Here is a 22117-nt window from a genome sequence, read left to right on the forward strand (position 1 = left end):
TCAGCCTTCCTCCGTCCACAAAACTTCAAGGGGAACGCCGGCGGCGATCAGGGCGGCGATGGGCTGAATCTTTGGATCGCCCTGAGCCTGTTCTTCGAAGACGCGACGCTTGGCGGCGCCCTTCAGGCCCAGGATCACCCGGCCCGCCGACATCAGATAGGGCAGATTGATCGACAGCCGTTCGATCGTCGGCGCCATGCCGTCGCGCCCATGCGGCACGCCCAGCACCGTGGGCTTCAGCGTCGGCGTCAGCAAGGTCTTCAGCGTCGGGCTTTCGGGGAACATGGAGCAGATATGGCCGTCCTCGCCCATGCCCAGCAGCACCGCATCGAACCGCCCGCCGGCATCGCCCAGGGCCTTTGCCGCCACGATGGCCGCACGGTCCACGGTGACTTCGGGCGTATAGAGCGGGATGAAGCGGGCCGTCGCCGCCTTGTCCTGAAGAAGCACGTCGCGGATCAGACGAGCGTTCGATTCCGGCGAAGTCTCAGGCACATAACGCTCGTCCACCAGAGTCACGGCGATTTTCGACCAGTCCAGATCGGTCGCCGCCAGGCGGCGGTAGACGGGCGCAGGCGTCGAACCGCCGGGACCGGCGAACAGGGCCCGGCCATGGTCGCGGACGGCCGCGCCAAGAGTTTCGGCCAGACGCGCGGCGATGGCTTCGGCCCAGGTCTCGACGGAGTTGAAGGCTTCGATGGCGGGGGTCTCAGACATCGGTGGTGTTCCAGTCGCGGCCGGTGCGGGCCATCAGCATGTCGGCGCTGTCGGGGCCCCAGGTTCCGGCGACGTAGTCGTCGGGCTTCAGACCGGATTCGGCCCAGGCCTCGGACACCTCGTCCACCCATTTCCAGGCCTGCTCGGCCTCGTCGCGTCGCACGAACAGGGTCGAGTCGCCCGCCATCGCATCCAGCAGCAGACGCTCATAGGCGATGCGGCGACGCGGCGGGGCGGCGGACTTGCCGTCCCCCGAATTCGGCACACCCCACGACAGGCTCATCTTGATCGGCTGCAACTGCATGCGCTGATCCAGGCCTGGCCGCTTGTTCATCACCGTCAGAGAGATGTCTTCCTCGGGCTGAAGCTCGATGATCATCCGGTTGGCCTGAACCTCGCCACGGTCGTCGCGATCGAAGATCGAGTGGGGCACCGGCTTGAACTGGATGACGATCTCGGTGCGCTTCTCGGGCAGGCGCTTTCCGGTCCGCATGAAGAAGGGCACGCCGGCCCAGCGCCAGTTGTCGATGTCGGCGCGAACGGCGACGAAGGTTTCGGTGTCCGACGGCTGACCGCGCTCCTCGTCATAGCCCTTGGCCGGCTTGCCCTCCGAGACGCCCGCCACATACTGACCCCGCACGGTCACGCGCTCGACCTCGTCCACCGTGACGGGCCGCAGCGAGCGCAGCACCTTGACCTTCTCGTTGCGCACCGAGTCGGGGTCCAGGTCGCTCGGCGGCTCCATCGCCACCAGGCACAGCAGCTGCAGCATGTGGTTCTGCAGCATGTCGCGCAGCGCGCCGTATTCGTCATAGTAGGGCCAGCGATCGCCGACCCCCACCGTCTCGCCGATCGTGATCTGCACGTGGTCGATAGACAGGTTGTTCCACAGCGGCTCGAAGATCGTGTTGCCGAACCGCAGAGCGATCAGGTTCTGGACTGTCTCCTTCCCCAAATAGTGGTCGATGCGGAAGACCTGGTTCTCGCTGAAGGCGTGGGCCACGGCGTCGTCGATTTCGAGGAAGGACTTCAGATCGCGCCCGACCGGCTTTTCCAGCACGATGCGGCAGTTCTTTTCGGCCAGACCCGCCGCCTTCATCGCCGTGACAATGCGGGCATAGAGCGAGGGGGAAACGGCCAGGAAGGAGGTGACCTCGCCGTCGCCGACCTTGTCCTTCAGCGGCTTGAGGCTATCGGGTGAGGTGGCGTCGACCGCCAGATAGTCCAGGCGGGCCTTCATCCGCGACCAACTGGCTTCGTTCCAGACCTTGTCCGCCTCGGCGCGCGCCTTCACCGCCTCGTGCACCTTGGCGATATAGTCGTCGGCGCTCTCTTCGGAACGCGCGGCGCCGATGATCTTCAGCCCTTCAGGCAGCAGGCCGTCGTGTTCGAGGAAATAGAGCGACGGCAGAAGCATGCGCATCGCCAGATCGCCGCCGCCGCCAAACAGAATGAGAGCCGCCATGTCTTGTCCCTCGATGATCCCATTTGTCGGGACGCACGCCTTTACGGTCTAGCCGCTGTCTTTGGCCGCTTCCGCTCGCGAGGCCAACACGTCCAGCACGTCCTGAAACACCATGTTACGGGCATGGAGAAGAACGAGCAGATGATAGATCAAATCCGCAGCCTCGCTGGCGAGTTCCTCGTCCGGGCCGGCGACGCCGGCCAGAGCGGTCTCCACGCCCTCCTCGCCGACCTTCTGGGCGATGCGTTTGGGCCCCTGTGCGATCAGTCGGGCGGTCCAGCTTTCGGACGGATCGGCGGCGGCCCGTTCGGCGATGGTTCGCTCCAGCCGGGCGATCCGACCCAGGCCCGGCGCGTCGGCCTCTCCGAAACAGCTCGTCCGGTTCAGGTGGCAGGCGTTTCCGACCGGCCTGACGCCCAACACGATGGCGTCGGCGTCGCAGTCGGCCGTGATGGAGACGACGTAAAGCCGGTCGCCCGAGGTCTCGCCCTTCCTCCAACGCCCCCCGCGCGAGCGCGAGAAGAAGGTGGCCTCGCCGGATGCGATCGTCTCGTCCAGCGTAGCGCGATCCATATAGGCCAGGGTCAGGACCTGCAGCGTGGCGGCGTCCTGCACCACGACGGGGACCAATCCGGCGCCCTTGGCGAAGTCGATGGTGTTCGGGTCGATCACAGTCTCATCTCCAGGCCTTCGTCGGCCAGGTATTGTTTCAGGTCCGGAATGGCGATGGCGCCGGTGTGGAAGACGCTGGCGGCCAAGGCGCCGGAGACGTCGGCCTGCTCGAACACAGCCTTGAAATGCTCGGGCGCGCCAGCGCCGCCCGAGGCGATCAGGGGAATGGTCAGGCGTGTCCGCGCGGCGGACAGCTGCTCGATGTCATAGCCGCGCCGAACCCCGTCCTGATCGATGCAGTTCAGCACGATCTCGCCGGCGCCCAGGCTCTGCGCCTCGTCCAGCCAGTCCAGCGTGCGTTTGCCGGCATGACGGCGTGCATCGGGGTCGCCGGTATATTTGTGGACCACCCAGTCGCCGTCCTCAAACCGGCTGTCGACGCCGACGACGACGCATTGGCTGCCCAGCCGCGCAGCCATGTCGGCGATCAGTTCGGGCCGTTCCAAGGCCGGGGAGTTGATCGAGACCTTGTCCGCTCCGTGGTCCAGGCAGCGCGCCGCTTGATCCACGCTGCGAATGCCGCCGGCGACGCAGAACGGAATGTCCAGCAGTCGGGCGATGTCCTTGATCCAGCCGTAGTCCAGCGTCCGCCCCTCGGGACTGGCGGTGATGTCGTAGAAGACCAGTTCGTCGGCGCCCGCATCGCGATAGCGGGCGGCCAGCTCGGCCGCATCGCCCATGTCGGTGTGACCGACGAACTTCACGCCCTTGACCACCCGGCCGTCCTTCACGTCCAGGCAGGGAATGATCCGCCGGGCGGTCATTCGACCGCCCCGCTTGATGCAGGATGGGCGGTCACGAGCGTTTGGCCGCCGCGATCGCCTCGGGCAGGCTGAAGCAGTTCTCGTAGAGCGCGCGTCCGACGATGGCGCCGTGACAGCCCAGCGCCTTGATCGCGGCGATATCGTCCAGCGAGGAAACGCCGCCCGAGGCCTGCAACACCAGATCCGGCCGACGGCTGCGGATCTCGGCCAGCAGGTCCAGGTTCGGCCCGGTCAGGGCGCCGTCACGACCGACATCGGTCACCAGCAGGTGTTTGGCCGTCCCCTTGGGATACCGATCCAGCGCCTCCCAGAGCGTTATGCCCGAGGACTGGGTCCAGCCCTTCAGTGCAGGCACCGGCACGCCGTCCTCGATCTTGACGTCCAGGGCCAGGGTGATGCGCTCGACGCCGAAGGTTTCCAGCCAGGTCGCCACCGCCTCAGGCTGGGTCACGGCCAGCGATCCGACCACGACGCGCGACACGCCGGCGTCCAGCAGCTTTTTCACATCGTCGGCGCTGCGCACGCCGCCGCCCGACTGAACCTTGACGGCTATGGCTTGGGTCAGTTCACCGATCAGGGCGTGCTGGCGCGCCTCGCCCGCCTCGGCTCCGTCCAGATCGACGATGTGAATCCACTCCGCGCCCTCGGCCGCGAAGGTCGTCAGGCGGGCGGCCGGCTGCTGGTCGTAATGCGTCACCTGGGCGAAGTCGCCGTGCATCAGGCGCACACAAACGCCGTCCTTCAGGTCGATGGCGGGATAGATCAGCATGACAGGCCCAGGAAGTTCTTGAGGATGGTCGCCCCGGCCTCAGCCGAGCGTTCGGGGTGGAACTGGCAGCCCCAGCGGTTGGCGGATCGAACCACAGCCGGAACGACGCCGCCGTAGTCGGCGCGCGCCAAGGTCGCCGGTCCGTCGGGACAGACGAAGCCGTGGACGAAATAGGCATAGGCGCCGTCGGCGACGCCCTCCAGCAAGGCGTCGTCGCGGTCGCGCGTCAACCGGCTCCAGCCCATGTGCGGCACCGGCAGATCGCCCGCAGGCTTCAGCCGGGTCACCGCGCCGGGAATGAGACCCAGCAGATCGACGCCGTCGCCCTCGTCGCTCGATCCGAACAGCAGTTGCTGACCCAGGCAGACACCCAGCAGGGGGCGCGGGAAGGCGCGGATCGGCGCGATCAGACCCAGGTCCGACAGGCGCTTCATGGCGTATCCGGCCGCGCCTACGCCAGGCAGGATGACCCGTTCGGCCTCGGCGATGACGGCGGGATCGTCGGTCAGGCGAACGGCCGCGCCCAGCCGCTCCAGCGCGAACTGGACCGAGGCGACATTGCCGGCGCCGTAGGCGATGACGGCGACCTCGGTCACAGCACACCTTTGGTGGACGGCACGGCGTCGCCCTCGACGCGGATGGCCTGGCGCAGGGCGCGGCCGAAAGCCTTGTAGACGGCTTCGGTCTTGTGATGGTCGTCCTGGCCCGTGACCTTGATGTGGACGGCCGCGCCCATGGCCTCGGCCAGCGACCGGAAGACGTGGGCGGTCAGGTCGGTGCGGTAGTCGCCGATGAAGGGCGTCTCGAACGCCCCCTCGAACAGTGGATAGGGGCGGCCGGACAGGTCGATGGAGACCGTCGCATTGGCCTCGTCCATCGGCAGGACGAAGCCGTAGCGGGCGATGCCCTTGCGCTCGCCCAACGCCTGTTTCAACGCTTGCCCCAGGGCGATGGCGCTGTCCTCGATCGTGTGGTGCGGATCGGTGTGCAGGTCGCCTTCGCATTGCAGACGCAAAGAGAAGCCGCCGTGGGCCGCGATCTGCTCCAGCATGTGATCGAAGAAGCCGACGCCGGTCTCGATCTTCACCGGGCCGGGCGCATCCAGATCGACGGCGCAGACGATGCGGGTTTCCTTGGTGTCGCGCACGGCCTGACCAACGCGCGCCGGGCGGCGCTTGGCGGGCGTCAGGCCGAAGGCGGCGAGCAGCCGGTCGTTGACCTCGGACTTGATCGAGATCGGCAGGCGCAGACGCTCGCCGGACAGATCGGCCTCGACGCCGTAAGCCTTCAGACCGGCCAGCGCGGCGGCAGGCTCTTCGGGGCGCGCCATGATGATGGGACCAACGCCCTGTTCGACCGGCATGTGGCGACCCAGTTCGCGCGCGACCCGTTCACGCTCGCGCCGGACCGAGGCGATTCGCTCGGCGGTCTCGATCATCCTCGACGGATCGAGCGCCTGCATCGCCAACCGCACCAGCGGTTCGGGCAGGGCATAGGGTTCCAGCACCGACGCCAGACGCGCCAGGGTCTGGGCTTGGGCGATCGCCGCGCCGACGCGGGCGCCGGCCAAGCCATAGGCCAGGGACAGGCTGCGCAGCACGACCAGGTTCGGCTGATCGCTGACGACCGTCACGGCCGAGGCGCTGTCGGAGAATTCGATCAGTCCCTCGTCCACCACCAGCAGGGCGGGGGCGACGCGGGCGGCCATCTCGCCGACGGCTTCGGGCGAGCCCAGGGCGCGGATGACGACGATATTTTTCTCTGGGGCCGTTTCGCCCTTGGTCGGATAGATGGCGTCGAGACTGTCATAGGGTTCGGCCTTCGGGGCCCCGACCGATCCGCCGTCGCGGGCGGCGAGACGATAGGCCAGTTCCAACCCGTGGGTCAGGCCGCGCACCGGCAGCACCTGTTCGCCGGGCACGCCATAAACCGCTGCCATGCGAGCGGCGAGGGCTGAGGCGTGGCCAGGGTAGCGATCCAGACCTTCGCCGCCGGAGACCAGCGGGGGATAAGGAGCGGACAGGGTCATCCTTCGGCCCTCAAATCCGCCGCGCGGGCGTGGGCTTCGAGGCCTTCCATCCGGGCCAGGCGGGCGGCGATGGGCGCAAGCTGACGGGCGCCCGCCTCGGTCACCAGCTGGACCGACATCGTGGTCATGAAGCTGGCGGTGGTGACGCCGCCCAGGGTGCGGGCGCCGCCGTCGGTCGGCAGGACGTGGCTGGGACCGGCGGCGTAGTCGCCCAGCGTCTCGGCCGCGAAGCGGCCGACGAAGACGGCCCCGGCGGCCTTGATCGAATCGACCAGCGGCTCGGGATCGTCGATCTGGATCGCCAGGTGTTCGGGGCCATAGAGGTTGGCGACTTCTGCGGCGGCGTCGAGGTCGCGGACCAGAATGGCGCGGGCCTCGTTCAGAGAGGCGCGGGCGATGGCTTCGCGGGGCAGGGTTGCGACCTGAACCTCCACCTCGCTCAGGATGTAGTCGATGGTGGCGCGGCTGGTGGAGACCAGCAGAACCTGCGCATCCGCATCGTGCTCGGCCTGGCTGAGCAGGTCGGCGGCGGCGATCTCGGGCGCGGCGTCGCGATCGACGATGACCATCAACTCCGACGGGCCGGCCGGCATGTCGACGGCGGGACCGCCTGGCAGGGCGGAGGCCTGCTTCTTGGCCTCGGCCACATAGGCGTTGCCGGGTCCGAACAGCTTGTCACAGGCCGGAATGACCCCGTCTTCCAGTTCGACGCCGAAGGTCAGGGCGGCGATGGCCTGGGCGCCGCCCATCAGCCAGATGGCGTCCAGTTCCGCCTCTGCGGCGGCCAGGATCATAGCGGGGTGGATGCCGCCCTCCTTGTTCGGCGGCGTGACGGCGACGCGCTGGCCCACGCCCGCGACGCTGGCCGGAATGGCTAGCATCAGCAGCGAAGAAAACAGCGGCGCGCTGCCGCCGGGAATATAGAGGCCGGCCGAGGCGATGGGACGCCAGGCCAGTTTGGACCGCACGCCGGGCGTCGTCTCGATGAACGGAGTGTCCTCGGGCCGGGTCGCCTGGTGGAAGACGCGCACATTGTCGGCCGCCATGCGCAGGGCGCGCACGTCGCCGGGCGGCAGGGCGTTGCGTGCTTCGGCGATGGTCTCGGGCGTGATGGCGATGCGACGGGGCGGGGCTTTGTCCAGCTTCAGGCACCAGTCGGTCACGGCCGCGCCGCCGCGCTGGCGCACGTCGTCCAGGATGGTGCGCACGACCTCGGTCACGTCGCCGGCGGTGCGTTGGGCCGGGCGGGCGAGGGCGGCCGTCTTGCCGGCGGCGTCGAGGGAAGACCAGTCGATGCGTTTCATCACATCATCTTCTCGATCGGGAGAACTAGAATGGCCGAGGCGCCGGCGGCCTTCAGCTTCTCAAGCGTCTCCCAGAAGACGGCCTCCTGACAGACGGCGTGGACGGCGACCGCATCGTCGCGACCCATAAGGGGCATGACAGTGGGCGAGCCGGCGCCGGGCAGGATGGCGGTGATCTCGTCCAGGGCCGAGCGCGGGGCGTTCAGCATGACGTATTTGGCGCCTTGCGAGGACACCACGCCCGCCATCCGCTCGATGACGCTGTCCAACAGCTGCTGCAAGGCGGGCTCGGGCGCCACGGGCGACTGGATCAGCACGGCCTGGCTTTCCAGAACCGTATCCTTAGCTCCCAGGCCGTTGGCCTCCAGCGTCGCGCCGGTCGAGACCAGGTCGCAGATGGCGGCGGCCAGTTTCAGCCGGGGCGCGACCTCGACGGCCCCGCGCATCACGACGATGTCGGCCTTGACCCCGCGTTCGTCGAGGAAGCGGCGCAGAATTTTGGGATAGGAGGTGGCGATGCGCAGACCGTCCAGCGAGGCCGGACCGTCGTAGGCCAGCGTCGGAGGCGTGGCGATCTTGAGCGTGCAGCGACCGAAGCCCAGCGGCATGACGATCGAGGCGTTCTGCCCGCCGTTGCGGCCCTCCTCCAGCACATTCTCGCCGACGATGCCCAGATCGCACACGCCGTCCGCCACGAAGGTGGGGATGTCGTCGTCGCGGACGCGCAGCAGGTCGATCGGATAGTTCTCGACCCGGTACAGCAGGTCGTTGTGACCCTTGACCCATTTCAGGCCCGCGTCGCGGATCAGGTCGAGGCTGCGGTCGGCCAGACGGCCGGATTTCTGGACGGCGATGCGAAGCCGGCCCTGCACGGTGCTCATGTTCGGATACTCAGTTCTTGTTCTTCAGGCGGTCCAGAGCGAGGCGATAGCCCTGATGCGGCATGTCTTTCAGATAGCGGGCGACGCGGACGACGGTGGTGGGGCTGGCATGGGCCTCGGCGGCGATCTCGCGATAGGATTTGCCGCCGGCGTCGAGCAGGCGCGCGACCTGCCAGCGCTCGGAGAAGGCGCGCAGTTCCGCAGGCGTGCAAAGATCGGCCAGAAAGGCGTCGATCTCGGCGCGCGTCTGCATCGACAGCAGGGCGTCGTGCAGGTCGTCACGGGCGGGAGAGGTCGTCATGCGCGTTCCACTATGCTGTAACGGTGGAACGGTCAAGGGGGGAGGAGACAGATCGTGCGTGGCGCACTATCTGCGTCGTCATGACCAAGGTTCTCATCATCGGCGCCGGGCACGCGGGCGGCTCCGTCGCGGCGTTCCTGCGGCAGTATGGGCATGAAGGCCCCATCGTGCTGGCGGGCGAGGAGGGTGCGCCGCCGTATCAGCGGCCGCCCTTGTCCAAGGCCTGGCTGAAGGGAGAGGCGGATCTGGAGGCGCTGCTGCTGCGGCCTCTGAGCTTCTATGCCGAGCAGGACATCGACTTCCGGCCCTCGACGGTCGCCGTGGCGGTGGACCCCGCAGCGAGGACGGTAGCCTTCCACGACGGGTCGTCCGAGACCTACGACATTCTTGTGCTGGCGACCGGATCGACGGCGCGCAAGCTGCCGGTTCCGGGCGGGGATCATCCCGATCTGCTGGAACTGCGCACGATGAAGGACGCCGAGCGACTGAAGGCGGTCCTCGGGCCCGGCAAGCGTCTGGCGGTCGTCGGCGGCGGCTATGTGGGACTGGAGGCGGCGGCGTCGGCGCGGGCCCTGGGCGCCGAGGCGGTGGTGATCGAGCGCGCGCCACGCGTGCTGGCGCGGGTGGCGTCCGAGACCCTGTCGGCTTTCTTTGCGGCGCAGCACCGGGCGCACGGCGTCGAAATCCTGACGAACGCGGAGGTGGTCGCCGTGGCCCGCGACGGCGTGACCTTGGCCGACGGATCGGTGGTGTCGGCGGATGCGGTGTTGGTGGGGGTCGGCGCATTGGCTTGCGACGCCTTGGCGCGATCGGCCGGCCTGACCTGCGACGACGGCGTGGTGGTGGACGCTGAGGCGCGCACCAGCGACCCGGCGATCTTCGCCATCGGCGACATGACGCGACGACCCATTCCGGTCCACGGCGGCGTGCATCACCGGCTGGAAAGCGTGCCCAACGCCCTGGAGCAGGCCAAACAGGCGGCCGCAGCCATCGTCGGACGGGCCGGACCGACGCCGGAAGTGCCGTGGTTCTGGTCGGATCAGTATGACGTCAAGCTTCAGATCGCCGGCCTGCCGTTCGACGCCGACCGACAGGTGGTGCGTGGCGACCCGACGGCGTCGGGCTTTGCCGTCTTCCATCTGAACGGCGACCGCATCGTCTGCGTCGAGGCCGTCAACGCTCCGCCCGAGTTCATGGCCGGCAAGCAGTTGATCGCCAAGGCGACGCCTGTGGACGTGGACAAGCTGGCCGATCCGGCGGTGTCGATGAAGGCGGTGGCCGTCGGATAAGGCGTCGCCGCAGTGCAACAAAACTGTTGCGCTTTACGTTCGTGACCGTTCAAGCTGCGACTTCAACGCGGCGGGGGCGGATGACGAGAGCTTTCGACGAAATGAATGGCGGCGGATCGGGTGCGATCCGCGACAGCTACAAGACGCTGGCGGCGTGGCTGGAAAACGCGCCGGCCGATCTGCTGCAAGCGCGCTCGCGCCAGGCGGAGCTGTTCTTCCGTCGCATGGGCGTGACCTTCGCCGTCTATGGCGACGAGGAATCCAACGAGCGGCTGATCCCCTTCGATGTTGTGCCGCGCATCATCGGTGCGGACGAGTGGGGCGGTCTGGAAAAGGGGCTGAAGCAGCGGGTCACCGCCATCAACGCCTTCCTGAAAGACATCTATGGGCCGCAGGACTGCATCAAGGCGGGCATCGTCCCGGCCGATCTGATCCTGACCAATCCGCACTATCGGCCGGAGATGCAGGGGCGTCGTCCGCCGGGCGACGTCTGGTGCCATATCTCGGGCGTCGATCTGGTGCGCACCGGTGAGGACGGCTTCTATGTTCTCGAAGACAACTGCCGCACGCCGTCGGGCGTCTCCTATATGCTGGAGAACCGCGAGATGATGATGCGGCTGTTCCCCGACCTATTCGCGGAACACGCCGTGCGTCCCGTCGAGATCTACACCGACATGCTGCTGCGCTCGCTGCAGGCCTCAGCGCCGGCAGGGGCGGGGGCGGATCCGACCATCGTCGTGCTGACGCCCGGCCCCTTCAACTCGGCCTACTATGAGCACAGCTTCCTGGCCGACAAGCTGGGTGTCGAGCTGGTTCAGGGCACGGACCTGTTCGTCAATGACGACACCGTCTTCATGCGCACGACCGAGGGGCCCAAGCGCGTCGATGTCATCTATCGCCGTATCGACGACGACTTCCTCGACCCCCTGACCTTCATGCCCAACTCTACCATTGGGGTGCCGGGGCTGATGTCGGCCTATTTCGCGGGACGAGTCACCTTGGCCAATGCGGTCGGGACGGGCGTGGCCGACGACAAGGCCGTCTATACCTACATGCCCGAGATCATCCGCTTCTTCACGGGTGAGGATGCGATCCTGCAGAACGTGCCGACCTGGCGCTGTCGCGAGCCGGACGCCCTGAAGGAAGTGCTGGATAAGCTTCCGGAACTGGTGGTCAAGGAAGTCGGCGGATCGGGCGGCTACGGCATGCTGGTCGGGCCGACCTCGACAAAGGCCGAGATCGAGGATTTCCGCGCCAAGCTGATCGCCGATCCCGACGACTTCATCGCCCAGCCGACGCTGAGCCTGTCGACGGCCCCGACGCTGAACGGCGGCGCCCTGTCGCCCCGCCACGTCGATCTCCGGCCCTTCGTGCTGTCCAGCCCGGCCGGGGTGCGCGTCGCGCCCGGCGGCCTGACGCGGGTGGCGCTGAAGGAAGGGTCGCTGGTGGTGAACTCCAGCCAGGGCGGCGGAACTAAGGACACCTGGGTGCTGGACAACTGATGCTTTCACGCACCGCAGACAGCCTCTACTGGACCGGCCGCTACATGGAGCGGGCGGACTTTCTCGCCCGCATTCTGGAGGCGGCGATCCGTCTCGCCGCCCTGCCGGCGAAAGATCAGGCCGCCGTCACCGCCTGGGCCGGGGCAATCGCCTCGTCGGGGGTCAAGGCCGGCTTTGACGCGACCGGTCGGACCGTGTCGGAAAAGTCCGTGCGGGAATATCTGGCCTTCGGCTTCGACAATCCGACCTCGATCAAGGCCTGCATCACCAAGGCGCGGACCAATGCGCGCTCGGTGCGCACCGCCCTGACCATCGAACTGTGGGAGGCGATCAACGGCGCCTGGAACGGTCTGAACGAGCTGGGCGAACCGACCAAGCGCGACGACTTCACCAACTTCCTCGACTTCGTGAAATCGACGTCCTTGGCGGTCGAAGGCGCCTCGTCGCGGACCATGCTCAGGAACGACGCCTACTGGTTCCTGCGACTGGGCATGGCGATCGAGCGGGCCGACAACACGGCGCGTCTGCTGGACGTGAAATATCACCTGCTTCTGCCACCCGGCGAACGGGTCGGGGGGCAGTTGGACTATTTCCAGTGGACGACCCTGCTGCGCGAGGTTTCGGCCCTGACCGCCTATCGCTGGGTCTACCGCGAAAGCGTGCGGCCGTGGCTGGTTGCGGACCTGTTGGTGCTGAACCGCCAGATGCCGCGTTCGCTGGCCTCGTGTCAGGGCATGATCGTCAGCTATCTGGAGAAGCTGGCGACCGACTACGGTCGGCGCGGCCCCGCGCAACGGCTGGCCTCCAATCGCCTCAGCCAGTTCAACGAGGCCAAGATCGAGGACATCTTCCAGTCCGGCCTGCACGAATACATTCAGGGCTTCCTGAACGAGAACAATGCCTTGGCTGCGGCCGTCCACGAACAGTATCTGGTCTGACCATGCGGATCCGGATCGATCATTCCACCCGCTACGCCTACGCCCGGCCAGCGCGCTTCATCGTCCAGATGCTGCGCCTGACGCCCAAGTCGTGCGAAAGCCAGCAGGTCCGCGACTGGCGGATCGAAACCGATGTGGACGCCCGGCTGCGGCGCAGCGAGGACGCGTTCGGCAACATCGTTCACAGCCTCTACACCGAGCGGCCGACCGACGCGCTGACCATCCGCGTCACCGGCGAGGTCTCGACCGTCGAGACGGGCGGCGTCGTGAAGGGACAGGCCGAGCGCCTGTCACCCATCGTCTATCTGCGCGACACCCCGATGACCAAGGCCGACGCCGGCATCGTCGATTTCGCCCGATCCATCCCTGAGGGCGCGACGCTGGGCCGGATGCATCAGTTGATGGGCGCGCTGAAGGATACGGTGGCGTTCGAGGTCGGCTCGACCTCCGCCTCCCACACCGCCGCCGAAGCGTTCGCCCAGAAGCGCGGCGTCTGTCAGGACCATTCGCAGATCTTCATCTCGGCCGCACGCCTGCTGGGCGTGCCGGCCCGCTATGTTTCGGGCCACCTCAGCCGCCAGGACGGACGCCACGACCAGGACGCCGCCCATGCCTGGGCCGAGGCCTGGGTCGAGAATCTGGGCTGGGTCGGGTTCGATCCGGCCAACGGCATCTGTCCCACCGAACACTATGTTCGGGTCGCGGTCGGCCTGGACGCGCGCGGCGCCACCCCGATCCGGGGCACGAGCTATGGCGGCGGCCAGGAGCAACTGACCGTCGCCCTGAATGTGCGGCCGGTGCAACAGAGCCAGCAACAACTGCAATCCAGTGGATGGCCCCGATAGGCATGACGCGCGAATCTGTTAGCGTCTGGGGATTCGCAACGCGGGGAGCGAATAGAGCGAAGTGACCTATTGCGTAGGCATGCTGGTGGACGACGGGTTGGCGATGATCGCCGACACGCGCACCAATGCGGGCGTGGACAACATCTCGTCCTATCGCAAACTGCACATCTACAAGTCGCCGGGCGAGCGGATCCTGGCGGTCGCGACGGCAGGCAATCTGTCGGTCACCCAGACGGCGCTGGCCATGGTCGCAGCCGGGGTCAAACTGCCGGACTCCACCGAGCTTGAAACGCTCCAGACCGCCCCGACCCTGTTCCGCGCCGCTCAGTTGCTGGGCCATGCGATGGCCAGCGTGCGCGCCAGCATCAATACGCCGCCGACGCCGACCGCCGACGGGCTGAATGTCACCGCCTCCATGCTGCTGGGCGGTCAGATCGCCGGCGGCAAGATGGGGCTGTATCTGATCTACGGGCAGGGCAACTTCATCGAGTGCGGGCCCGATACGCCCTATCTGCAGATCGGCGAGCTGAAGTACGGCAAGCCTATTCTGGACCGCGCCCTGCACAGCTCCACCTCCCTTTCCGAGGCGGTGAAGCTGGGGCTGATTTCGTTCGATTCGACCATCCGCTCGAACATCGCCGTCGGCCCGCCGCTGGACCTGATCGTCATGCCGCGCGACCGGCTGACGGGCACGGCGCGTCGCATCGAGGCGGATGATCCCTATTTCCGCGACCTGGGCCGGCGTTGGTCCGAAGCCCTGGCTGCCGCCCACCGCGCCATGCCTGATCCGACCTGGCTCGATATCGACACGTCGGCGCCTCAGAGGAGCATCAGCGCTGTCGGCTAATTAAGATTGCGATTTGTTCGCAATTGTCTTGTGCCTTCCTGTGGAGCTGGTTATTGCGAGCGCATCGCAAAATCAGACCAAAAGGTCGCAAGACTATGTCCGAATCCCGCGCCGCCGCGCTCCGCTCGCTTCTGTTCGCCTCCAGCGCCGCCGGCATGCTGGTCGCTGCCCCCGCCATCGCCGCTGACGTGACCGCCGAGGACGGCGTGGTCGTCACGGCCGACCAGTCCCAGCCCGCCAATCTGGGCACGATCGACGTCAACGGTCAGTTCAAGAAGCCGGCACCCATTAGCCCCGAGTTCGTCGCGCCCCTGGTGGATACCCCGCGCGCCGTGACGGTCATCCCCCAGGCCATCATCGAACAGACCTCGGCCTCGTCCTTGCAGGACCTGCTGTCCAACTCACCCGGCATTACTTTCGGGGCAGGCGAGGGCGGTCAGCCGCTGGCCGATCGTCCCTTCATCCGGGGTCAGTCGTCGGGCAACAACATCTTCGTGGACGGCATTCGCGACACGGGCGGCCAGCAACGCGAGGTCTTCAACCTGGAGCAGGTTGAGGTCATCAAGGGGCCGGACGCCGTCTATTCGGGGCGCGGCTCGGGCGGCGGCAGCATCAATCTGGCCTCCAAATCGCCCAAGCTGAACGCCTTCACCAATGTCAGCGCGGGCGCGGGCACCGACGGCTATCTGCGCGGCACGGTCGACGCGAATCTGCCGCTGGGCGAGACCGCCGCTCTGCGCATCAACCTGATGGGCGCCCAGGGCGACGTGCCTGGCCGCCACGCCGTGGACTACGATAAATGGGGTGCGGCCATCAGCCTGGGCGCCGGTCTGGGCACGCCGTCGTCGATGGTCTTCAGCTACTACCACCTGACGAGCGACCAGATGCCCGACTACGGCATTCCGTTGTTCACCAAGATTCAGTCACGCACGACCGACAGCGGCGTTCTGGATGTGCCCTATGACAGCTTCTATGGGCTGAAGGCGCGCGACTACCTGACCAATGAGGTCGATGCGTTCACCTTCAAGGCCGAGCATCGATTCAGCGATTTCGCCACGATCCGCAATGTCAGCCGCTATTCGCAGACGCTGAATGACTACATCGTCACCAACCCCGGCGACGGCGGCTATGTCGGACGCGCGGCGGACGGGACCTACTGGATGAAGCGGGGCACCAAGACCCGCTGGAACCCGGTCACCACACTGGCCAATGTGACGGATGTCTTCGGGCAGTTCGCCACCGGTTCGATCAAGCACAACTATGACGTCGGCGTGGAGCTGTCGCGCGAGCACAACAAGAACGCCTCCTATTCGACCTACACCACCTCGGGCTCGGCCTGTCCGACCGGTCTGGCGACCGTCACCGGGTCGTATCCGACCGCGGCCGGGGCGCTGGGTGCGGGAGACTGCACACCGGTCTATAATCCCAATCCCGAAGACGCCTGGACCGGCGTGATCAATCGCGGCCCGACCAGCTCGAACACGACCGAAGCCATCGGCGTCTACGCCAACGACAGCATCACCCTGAGCGAGCGACTGATCCTGAACCTGGGCGTTCGCTGGGACCAGTATTCGGTCAAGAGCGTGAATGCGACCGCGACCCAGTCGGCCGGCGTCTGGACCACGACGGGCTATACGGCCGTTCCGGAACAGACCTGGGAGTTCACCAACTATCAGGTCGGTCTGGTGTTCAAGCCGACGCAGAACAGCAGCGTCTATGCGTCCTGGTCGACCTCTTCGACGCCGCCGACCATTTCGGCGGGCGACCAGAACGCCTCGGGCGGTACGGGCACGGTCGATGGCGTCGCCAACACCGTTCTGGATCCGGAAGACACCGAAAGCTTCGAGGTCGGCGCCAAGGCCAATGTCCTGAACGACCGTCTCGCCCTGTCGGCGGCAGCCTTCCACCTGACCCGCAAGAACGCCCTGATCCTGGTCGAGCCCAACATCTTCCGTCAGGAAGGCGAGGTCGAGGTCAAGGGAATCGAACTGGGCGTGTCGGGCAGCATCACGCCGAAGTGGACCGTGTTCGGCGGCTACGCCTACATGGACTCCGAACTGACCAAGGCGGCCGTGGTCGTGTCGGGCACGCCGCCGGTCGCAACCGTCAATCCGCTGCAAGGTCTGCCGCTGGCCAACACGCCCAAGCATAGCGCCAGCCTGTTCACCACCTATCGCGTCCTGCCCCGGCTGACGGTCGGCGGCGGCCTCTACTACACGTCCAAATCTCTGGGCGGGAATCAGGGCGGCGCTGGCGGCGGGAACAACCGCATCTATGCGCCCGAATGGACCCGCGTGGACGCCTTCGCCGCCTATGATCTGACGGATCGCGCGACGCTTCAGCTGAACGTCAAGAATGCGACGGACGAGGAATACATCATGCGCACCAACGGCGTTCACCACGCCGACGTGGCCGCAGGTCGCCAGGCCATCCTGGCCTTGAACCTGCGCTTCTAAAGGCCGTTTCCCCGGCCTAGTCTGACGGTCCCGCGATCCCCCGCGGGGCCGTTTCGTCTTTCAGCGAGAACGCCCGTGTTGCTGCAGATTCCGGAAGTCTTCTCCAAGGCCGAAGTCGCGGCTCTGCGTGCGCAGCTGGACGCCGGGCCGTGGGCGGACGGCAACGCCACCTCGGGCCATCAATCGGCGACGGCGAAGAAGAACCTCCAACTGCCCGAGGAGTCGGACGTGGCGAAGGAGGTCTCCGCCCTTGTCGTCCAGGCGCTGAACGCCAATCCGATGTTTGTGGCGGCGGCCCTGCCGCACACGATCTTTCCGCCCTTGTTCAACCGCTACGAAGGCGGGGGTGAGTTCGGCCTGCACGTCGACAACGCCATCCGCCAGTCCCGCACCGGCGGGGCGATTCGCATTCGCAGCGACCTGTCGGCGACCCTTTTTCTGTCCGAGCCCGAGGACTACGATGGTGGCGAACTGATCATCGAGGAGATGTACGGGTCGCAGGCGATAAAGCTGCCGGCTGGCGATCTGGTCCTCTATCCGTCCAAGAGCCTGCACCGCGTCACGCCGGTGACGCGCGGGGCGCGGGTGTCGTCCTTCATGTGGATGCAGAGCTTGGTCCGCGACGACGCCGATCGTGAAACCCTGTTCCGTCTGGACATCGCCACCCAGCGCGTGGCGACCGAGAGGGGACCGAAGGATCAGGCGGTGATCGAACTGACCGGCGTCTATCACAATCTTCTGCGGCGCTGGACCGAAGTCTGACGGACAAGGCTCCGCGACGTCGCTAAATGCTATTGCAACCCGTTCGCAACAATGGCACAGCGAGCCCGTGACCGAACTCGCGACACAGCGTCAGGCCGAAACCGCAGCCAAGGGCCCCAAACCCAAGGCGGCGCTAAACAGCGCACGGTCGTTCTGGCTGAAACAGCTGCATAGCTGGCACTGGATTTCGGCGGCGGTCAGCCTGGTCGGCATGATCCTGTTCGCGGTCACCGGCATCACCCTGAACCATGCGGCCTCGATCCCCGGCGATCCGGTGACGGTAGAACAGACCGCGACCTTGCCGACGCCCCTGTTGCAGCGGCTGGCGAGCTTCCCGCAGGAGACGACCGATCCTGTCCCCGACGCTGTCGCGCGGTGGGCGTCCGAGGCGCTCAAGGTCGAGATCGCCGGCAAGCCGACCGAGACGACGGCGGAAGAAGTCTATGTCGCCCTGGCCATGCCTGGCGGCGACGGCTGGGTCACCATCGACCGTTCGACCGGCGAGACCCTGCACGAGAAGACGACGCGCGGCTGGATCGCCTACCTCAACGACCTGCACAAGGGCCGCAACGCCGGGGTGGTCTGGTTCTGGTTCATCGACGTCTTCGCGGCGGCCTGCGTCATCTTCGCCGTCACGGGCCTGGGCCTGATGTTCCTGCACGCCAAGGGTCGGCCCTCGACCTGGCCGCTGGCGGCGCTGGGCCTACTGATCCCTGTCGTCATCGCCCTGATCTTCATTCACTGACGAGTTTTTCGATGCGCCTTCTTCCCGTCGTCATCACCACCGTCGGCCTCGCGGCCGCCACTGCGCCCGCCATGGCCGCCGACCTGACGGTGTCGGTCGAGATTCCGCGTCTGAACACCGCCTCGTATCATCGCCCCTATGTCGCGGTGTGGATCGAAAAGCCGGACCAGTCGGCCGAACGCACCCTGGCCGTCTGGTATCAGCAGACCCGGAATAACGAGGGCGACGGCAAGGACTGGCTGAAGGATTTGCGCACCTGGTGGCGCAAGGGCGGCCGGGCCATGAGCCTGCCGGCCGACGGCGTATCCGGCGCCACGCGCGCGCCGGGCCGCCAGACCGTCACCGTGCCCGCCGCACGCCTGCGCAACCTTCAGCCCGGCCAGTACAACATCGTCGTCGAGGCAGCCCGCGAACTGGGCGGACGCGAAGTCGTGCGCGTACCCTTCCGCTGGGGCGCGGCCAACACCGGCGCCGGAACCGGCTCCACCGAACTGGGCGCCGTGCGCGTCGCCGTCTCTCGCTAAGGATCATGACCATGAAGAAGACGATCGCCCTGCTGACGCTCGCCGCAGCGCTGGCCGCCCCCATGGCCGCCCAGGCCCACCGCGCCTGGCTGGCGCCCACGGCCACGACCCTGTCGGGCACGGACGCCTGGGTCGGATTCGACGCCGGCATGTCGAACCAGGTGTTCAACCCCGACCACGCCGCCATGCGCCTGACCGGCCTGACCATCACCGCGCCGGACGGCTCGGCGGTCCAGCCCGAGAACGCCATGCAGGGCCGCTATCGCTCGACCTTCGACGCCCATCTGACCCAGAACGGCACCTACAAGATCGCCAACGTCATGGGCGGCGTCATGGCCAGCTACTCCCTGAACGGCGAACAGAAGCGCTGGCGCGGCGCGGCCTCGGAATATCCGGGGGGCCTGCCCGAGGGCGCGACCAATGTTCAGGCGACCCGCACCGCCAGCCGGATCGAGACCTTCGTCACCCTGAACAACCCGACCGACACCGTCTTCAAGACGACCGGCGAGGGGCTTGAGTTGGTGCCCGTCACCCACCCGAACGATCTGGTGGTCGGCGAACCCGCCACCTTCAAACTGCTGAACAACGGGCAGCCGGCGGCTGACATCGACGTCACCGTGGCGCGCGGCGGTCTGCGCTATCGCGACAATCCGGAAGAATTGACGCTCAAGACGAACGCCGAGGGCGCCTTCACCATCACCTGGCCGGAAGCCGGCATGTATTGGCTGAACGCCTCGGTCCGCACCGAAGGCCAGGGTGAAACGCTGGGTTCCAACGCCAGCTATGTGGCGGCGATGGAAGTCCTGCCCTAAGCGAAGGGCTATGTCCGACATTCCCCCCTCGCGCGGTTCGCGCGCCGCCCCGCCCACGGTCAATATCGGCGACGCCGCCCCTCTGGGCGACCGCGCCGACAACCGCGTCCTCGTGCCCGCAATCGAAGGCGCGCCGCCCCGTCCGCCCAGCGACCTGATCCGTTCGCTGGGCGGCCAGACCATGGGCACGACCTGGAGCGCGCGCGTTATCGCCCCGCCAGGCGTGGGCGAGGCCGAGATCCAGGCGGCAATCGACGAGGAGCTTGCGGTCGTCGTCGGTCTGTTCAGCCCGTGGGAGCCGTCCAGCGAGATCAGTCGCTTCAACACCGCGCCGGCTGGCGTCTGGGCGGTGTCCCAGCCGTTCTGGGATCTGCTGGATGCGGCGATGACCCTGGGCGACGAGACGAACGGCGCGGTCGATCCGACCCTGGGCGCCTTGGTCGATCTGTGGGGCTTCGGCCCGCCCGGACCGCGCTCGGCCCTGCTGCCCGTCCCGGCCGAAGACGAGATCGCCGCGGCTGCGGCCGTGTCGGGCTGGCAAAAGCTGCGGCTGAACGGCGGCGCGCGGGCGGTGATGCAGATGGGCGGGATGAGGCTGGACTTCTCCGGTATCGCCAAGGGTCATGCGGTGGACCGCGTGTCCGACCGCCTGATGGCCATGGGCGCGACCTCGCACCTGATCGAGATCGGCGGCGAGCTGAAAGGGCGCGGCGTCAAGCCGGACGCTCAGCCGTGGTGGGTCGAGATTGAGCGGGTCGAGGGTTCGCCAGCGCCCCACACCGTCGCGGCCCTGTTCGATCTCGCCGTGGCGACCAGCGGCGACTACCGCCGCGCGTTCCGCCATGACGGGCGCCTGTATCCCCACACCATCGACGGATCGACCGGTCGGCCGGTCAGCAATAACCTGAGTTCGGTCACCGTCCTGCACCCCTCGGCCATGATGGCCGACGCCTACGCCACGGCGTTGACGGTCATGGGGCCGTTCGATGGACCGGACTACGCCGAGGCCGTGGGTCTGATGGCCCATTTCGTCGAGCGCACCGAGCGCGGGCCGGTCGAGCGGATGTCGCCGGCCTTCGCCGCCCTGCTTGACGACGACGGAGATCGCCCCGGGTGACAGCCGATCCGCAGCGCTGGCTGTGGGCGGTTGGGGCCTTGGCGCTTTGGCTGGCCCTGATCGCCATCATTGTCTGGCGCGAACGCAAAGCCAAGGCGGCGGCCCGCGCGCGGTCTGATGCTCTGGCGGGCGCAGGCGAGGGACGGCCGGTGCTGATCGCCTTCGCCAGCCAGACGGGCTTCGCCGAGGAGCTTGCGTGGATGACGGCGCGGTCTCTGGGCGATGGCGGCGTGGGCGCGCGGGTGCTGTCCTTCGGCGATCTGGATGTGCAGACGCTGAAGTCGGCGGACCGCGCATTGCTGATCGTCTCGACGACCGGCGAGGGCGATCCGCCTGACAGCGCGGCCCGGTTCGTGCGCAAGGTCATGGGCGAGGCGACGGACCTGTCGGAACTGCGCTTCGGTCTGCTGGCGCTGGGCGACCGCAGCTATGACCAGTTCTGCGGCTTCGGCCATGCGGTCGACGGCTGGCTGCGACGCGCCGGCGCCGAACCGCTGTTCGACATGGTCGAGGTCGACAACGGCGAGGCCGGCGCCCTTCGCCACTGGCAGCACCAGTTGAACCAGATCACGGGCAGCGTCACGGCTCCCGACTGGACTCCGCCCGCCTACGCCCCCTGGCGGCTGGTCGAACGCACCCTGGTCAATCCGGGCAGTCCCGGCGGCGAGGCCTATCATCTGGCGTTCGAGGCCGTGGGCGCGACGTCCGACTGGTCGGCCGGCGACATCGCCGAGGTCGGCCTGCCTGAGCGTGATGGCGTCACGCCGGGTTCACGTGAATATTCCATCGCTTCCCTGCCGTCGGACGGCCGGGTCGAGTTCCTGATCCGACTGATGCGCCATCCTGACGGCGCGCCGGGCCTGGCCTCGGGCTGGCTGACGCAAGACCTGTCGCTCGGCGGCGAGATCGGGATGCGGCTGCGCACGAACCGCAGCTTCCACGGCCCGGCGGACGAGACGCCGATGATCCTGATCGGCAACGGCACGGGCATCGCCGGACTGCGCGCGCACCTGAAGGCGCGCACCGACACGGGCGGGGCCTGGCTGCTGTTCGGAGAACGGACCCAGGCGCACGACGCCTTCTTCGATGCGGAGTTGCAGGCCTGGCTGGCGCCGGGCGTGCTGCGGCGGCTGGATCGGAGCTTCTCGCGCGATGCGGGCGACGGCCGATATGTGCAGGATCTGGTCGCGGCGGCGGCCGACGAGCTTCGAGATTGGATCGCGCGCGGCGCGGCGATCTATGTCTGCGGCAGTCTGGACGGCATGTCGCAAGGCGTGCATGCCGCGCTGGAAAGCGCGCTGGGCGCGGACGTGGTGCTGACCATGCTGGAAGACGGCCGCTACCGCCGCGACGTATACTGAACCCCGTCTTTGCCGAT

22 protein-coding genes are annotated in these 22117 nt (G+C 67.3%); 12 read left to right on the plus strand and 10 right to left on the minus strand.

Annotation, left to right across the window (positions count from 1 at the left end; genetic code table 11):
* From pgl to AC3WRC_RS00560, 10 genes are read right to left on the minus strand one after another with little or no spacing between them, the layout of a single operon-like run.
* Positions 1–717 (minus strand): 6-phosphogluconolactonase, encoded by a 717-nt coding sequence (pgl, locus tag AC3WRC_RS00515; RefSeq protein WP_492302411.1) that lies wholly within the window; start codon positions 715–717, stop codon positions 1–3.
* Positions 710–2182, minus strand: a complete 1473-nt coding sequence (gene zwf, locus AC3WRC_RS00520) for a glucose-6-phosphate dehydrogenase (RefSeq protein WP_492302412.1) — start codon at positions 2180–2182, stop codon at positions 710–712. Before zwf ends, pgl begins: the two co-directional genes overlap by 8 nt.
* A 48-nt stretch (positions 2183–2230) precedes the next feature.
* Positions 2231–2854: a bifunctional phosphoribosyl-AMP cyclohydrolase/phosphoribosyl-ATP diphosphatase HisIE gene (gene hisIE, locus AC3WRC_RS00525; RefSeq protein WP_316409211.1), complete on the minus strand. Its 624-nt coding sequence runs from the start codon at positions 2852–2854 to the stop codon at positions 2231–2233.
* Positions 2851–3618 (minus strand): imidazole glycerol phosphate synthase subunit HisF, encoded by a 768-nt coding sequence (gene hisF, locus AC3WRC_RS00530; protein ID WP_492302413.1) that lies wholly within the window; start codon positions 3616–3618, stop codon positions 2851–2853. Before hisF ends, hisIE begins: the two co-directional genes overlap by 4 nt.
* 31 nt (positions 3619–3649) lie before the next feature.
* Positions 3650–4387 (minus strand): 1-(5-phosphoribosyl)-5-[(5-phosphoribosylamino)methylideneamino]imidazole-4-carboxamide isomerase, encoded by a 738-nt coding sequence (hisA, locus tag AC3WRC_RS00535; protein WP_492302414.1) that lies wholly within the window; start codon positions 4385–4387, stop codon positions 3650–3652.
* Complete coding sequence (hisH, locus tag AC3WRC_RS00540) at positions 4381–4983, minus strand: imidazole glycerol phosphate synthase subunit HisH (RefSeq protein ID WP_316409214.1); 603 nt, start codon at positions 4981–4983, stop codon at positions 4381–4383. The genes hisA and hisH overlap by 7 nt, the downstream gene beginning before the upstream one ends.
* Complete coding sequence (hisB, locus tag AC3WRC_RS00545) at positions 4980–6416, minus strand: imidazoleglycerol-phosphate dehydratase HisB (RefSeq protein ID WP_492302416.1); 1437 nt, start codon at positions 6414–6416, stop codon at positions 4980–4982. The genes hisH and hisB overlap by 4 nt, the downstream gene beginning before the upstream one ends.
* Positions 6413–7720: a histidinol dehydrogenase gene (hisD, locus tag AC3WRC_RS00550; protein WP_492302417.1), complete on the minus strand. Its 1308-nt coding sequence runs from the start codon at positions 7718–7720 to the stop codon at positions 6413–6415. The genes hisB and hisD overlap by 4 nt, the downstream gene beginning before the upstream one ends.
* Positions 7720–8601 carry an ATP phosphoribosyltransferase gene (hisG, locus tag AC3WRC_RS00555; protein WP_492302419.1) on the minus strand — a complete coding sequence of 294 codons (882 nt, stop codon included), beginning with the start codon at positions 8599–8601 and terminating at the stop codon, positions 7720–7722. Before hisG ends, hisD begins: the two co-directional genes overlap by 1 nt.
* Positions 8602–8611: 10 nt before the next feature.
* Positions 8612–8902, minus strand: a complete 291-nt coding sequence (locus AC3WRC_RS00560; RefSeq protein ID WP_039244205.1) for a YerC/YecD family TrpR-related protein — start codon at positions 8900–8902, stop codon at positions 8612–8614.
* Positions 8903–8982: 80 nt separating this feature from the next.
* Here AC3WRC_RS00560 and AC3WRC_RS00565 point away from each other — a divergent pair, with 80 nt between their 5' ends.
* The 12 genes from AC3WRC_RS00565 to AC3WRC_RS00620 all read left to right on the plus strand — a co-directional run bounded on the left by AC3WRC_RS00565 (position 8983) and on the right by AC3WRC_RS00620 (position 22100).
* Entirely contained in the window at positions 8983–10191 is a 1209-nt protein-coding gene (locus AC3WRC_RS00565; protein WP_492302421.1) for an NAD(P)/FAD-dependent oxidoreductase, read from the plus strand.
* Between the two features lie 80 nt (positions 10192–10271).
* Positions 10272–11693: a circularly permuted type 2 ATP-grasp protein gene (locus AC3WRC_RS00570; protein ID WP_017504409.1), complete on the plus strand. Its 1422-nt coding sequence runs from the start codon at positions 10272–10274 to the stop codon at positions 11691–11693.
* Positions 11693–12631 carry an alpha-E domain-containing protein gene (locus AC3WRC_RS00575; protein ID WP_039244207.1) on the plus strand — a complete coding sequence of 313 codons (939 nt, stop codon included), beginning with the start codon at positions 11693–11695 and terminating at the stop codon, positions 12629–12631. Before AC3WRC_RS00570 ends, AC3WRC_RS00575 begins: the two co-directional genes overlap by 1 nt.
* A gap of 2 nt (positions 12632–12633) precedes the next feature.
* A complete protein-coding gene (locus tag AC3WRC_RS00580) occupies positions 12634–13476 on the plus strand; it encodes a transglutaminase family protein (RefSeq protein WP_205682638.1) in 843 nt (280 codons plus the stop codon).
* A 61-nt stretch (positions 13477–13537) separates the two neighbouring features.
* A complete protein-coding gene (locus AC3WRC_RS00585; protein ID WP_091748756.1) occupies positions 13538–14323 on the plus strand; it encodes a proteasome-type protease in 786 nt (261 codons plus the stop codon).
* A 95-nt stretch (positions 14324–14418) separates the two neighbouring features.
* Positions 14419–16779 (plus strand): TonB-dependent receptor, encoded by a 2361-nt coding sequence (locus AC3WRC_RS00590; RefSeq protein WP_492302423.1) that lies wholly within the window; start codon positions 14419–14421, stop codon positions 16777–16779.
* Positions 16780–16854: 75 nt separating this feature from the next.
* Positions 16855–17541: a Fe2+-dependent dioxygenase gene (locus AC3WRC_RS00595; protein ID WP_492302424.1), complete on the plus strand. Its 687-nt coding sequence runs from the start codon at positions 16855–16857 to the stop codon at positions 17539–17541.
* Between the two features lie 67 nt (positions 17542–17608).
* Positions 17609–18286, plus strand: coding sequence for a PepSY-associated TM helix domain-containing protein (locus AC3WRC_RS00600; protein ID WP_284877189.1), 678 nt, complete (start codon positions 17609–17611; stop codon positions 18284–18286).
* Positions 18287–18297: 11 nt separating this feature from the next.
* A complete protein-coding gene (locus tag AC3WRC_RS00605) occupies positions 18298–18810 on the plus strand; it encodes a DUF2271 domain-containing protein (RefSeq protein ID WP_492302426.1) in 513 nt (170 codons plus the stop codon).
* A gap of 11 nt (positions 18811–18821) precedes the next feature.
* On the plus strand, positions 18822–19622 hold the full coding sequence (locus tag AC3WRC_RS00610; protein ID WP_492302427.1) for a DUF4198 domain-containing protein: 801 nt from the start codon (positions 18822–18824) through the stop codon (positions 19620–19622).
* 10 nt (positions 19623–19632) lie between these two features.
* Positions 19633–20739: an FAD:protein FMN transferase gene (locus tag AC3WRC_RS00615; protein ID WP_492302429.1), complete on the plus strand. Its 1107-nt coding sequence runs from the start codon at positions 19633–19635 to the stop codon at positions 20737–20739.
* Positions 20736–22100: a sulfite reductase subunit alpha gene (locus AC3WRC_RS00620; protein ID WP_492302430.1), complete on the plus strand. Its 1365-nt coding sequence runs from the start codon at positions 20736–20738 to the stop codon at positions 22098–22100. Before AC3WRC_RS00615 ends, AC3WRC_RS00620 begins: the two co-directional genes overlap by 4 nt.
* The last annotated feature ends 17 nt before the right edge of the window (positions 22101–22117 follow it).

The sequence above is a fragment of the Brevundimonas sp. EU05-FHT14B07 genome, assembly GCF_058790795.1.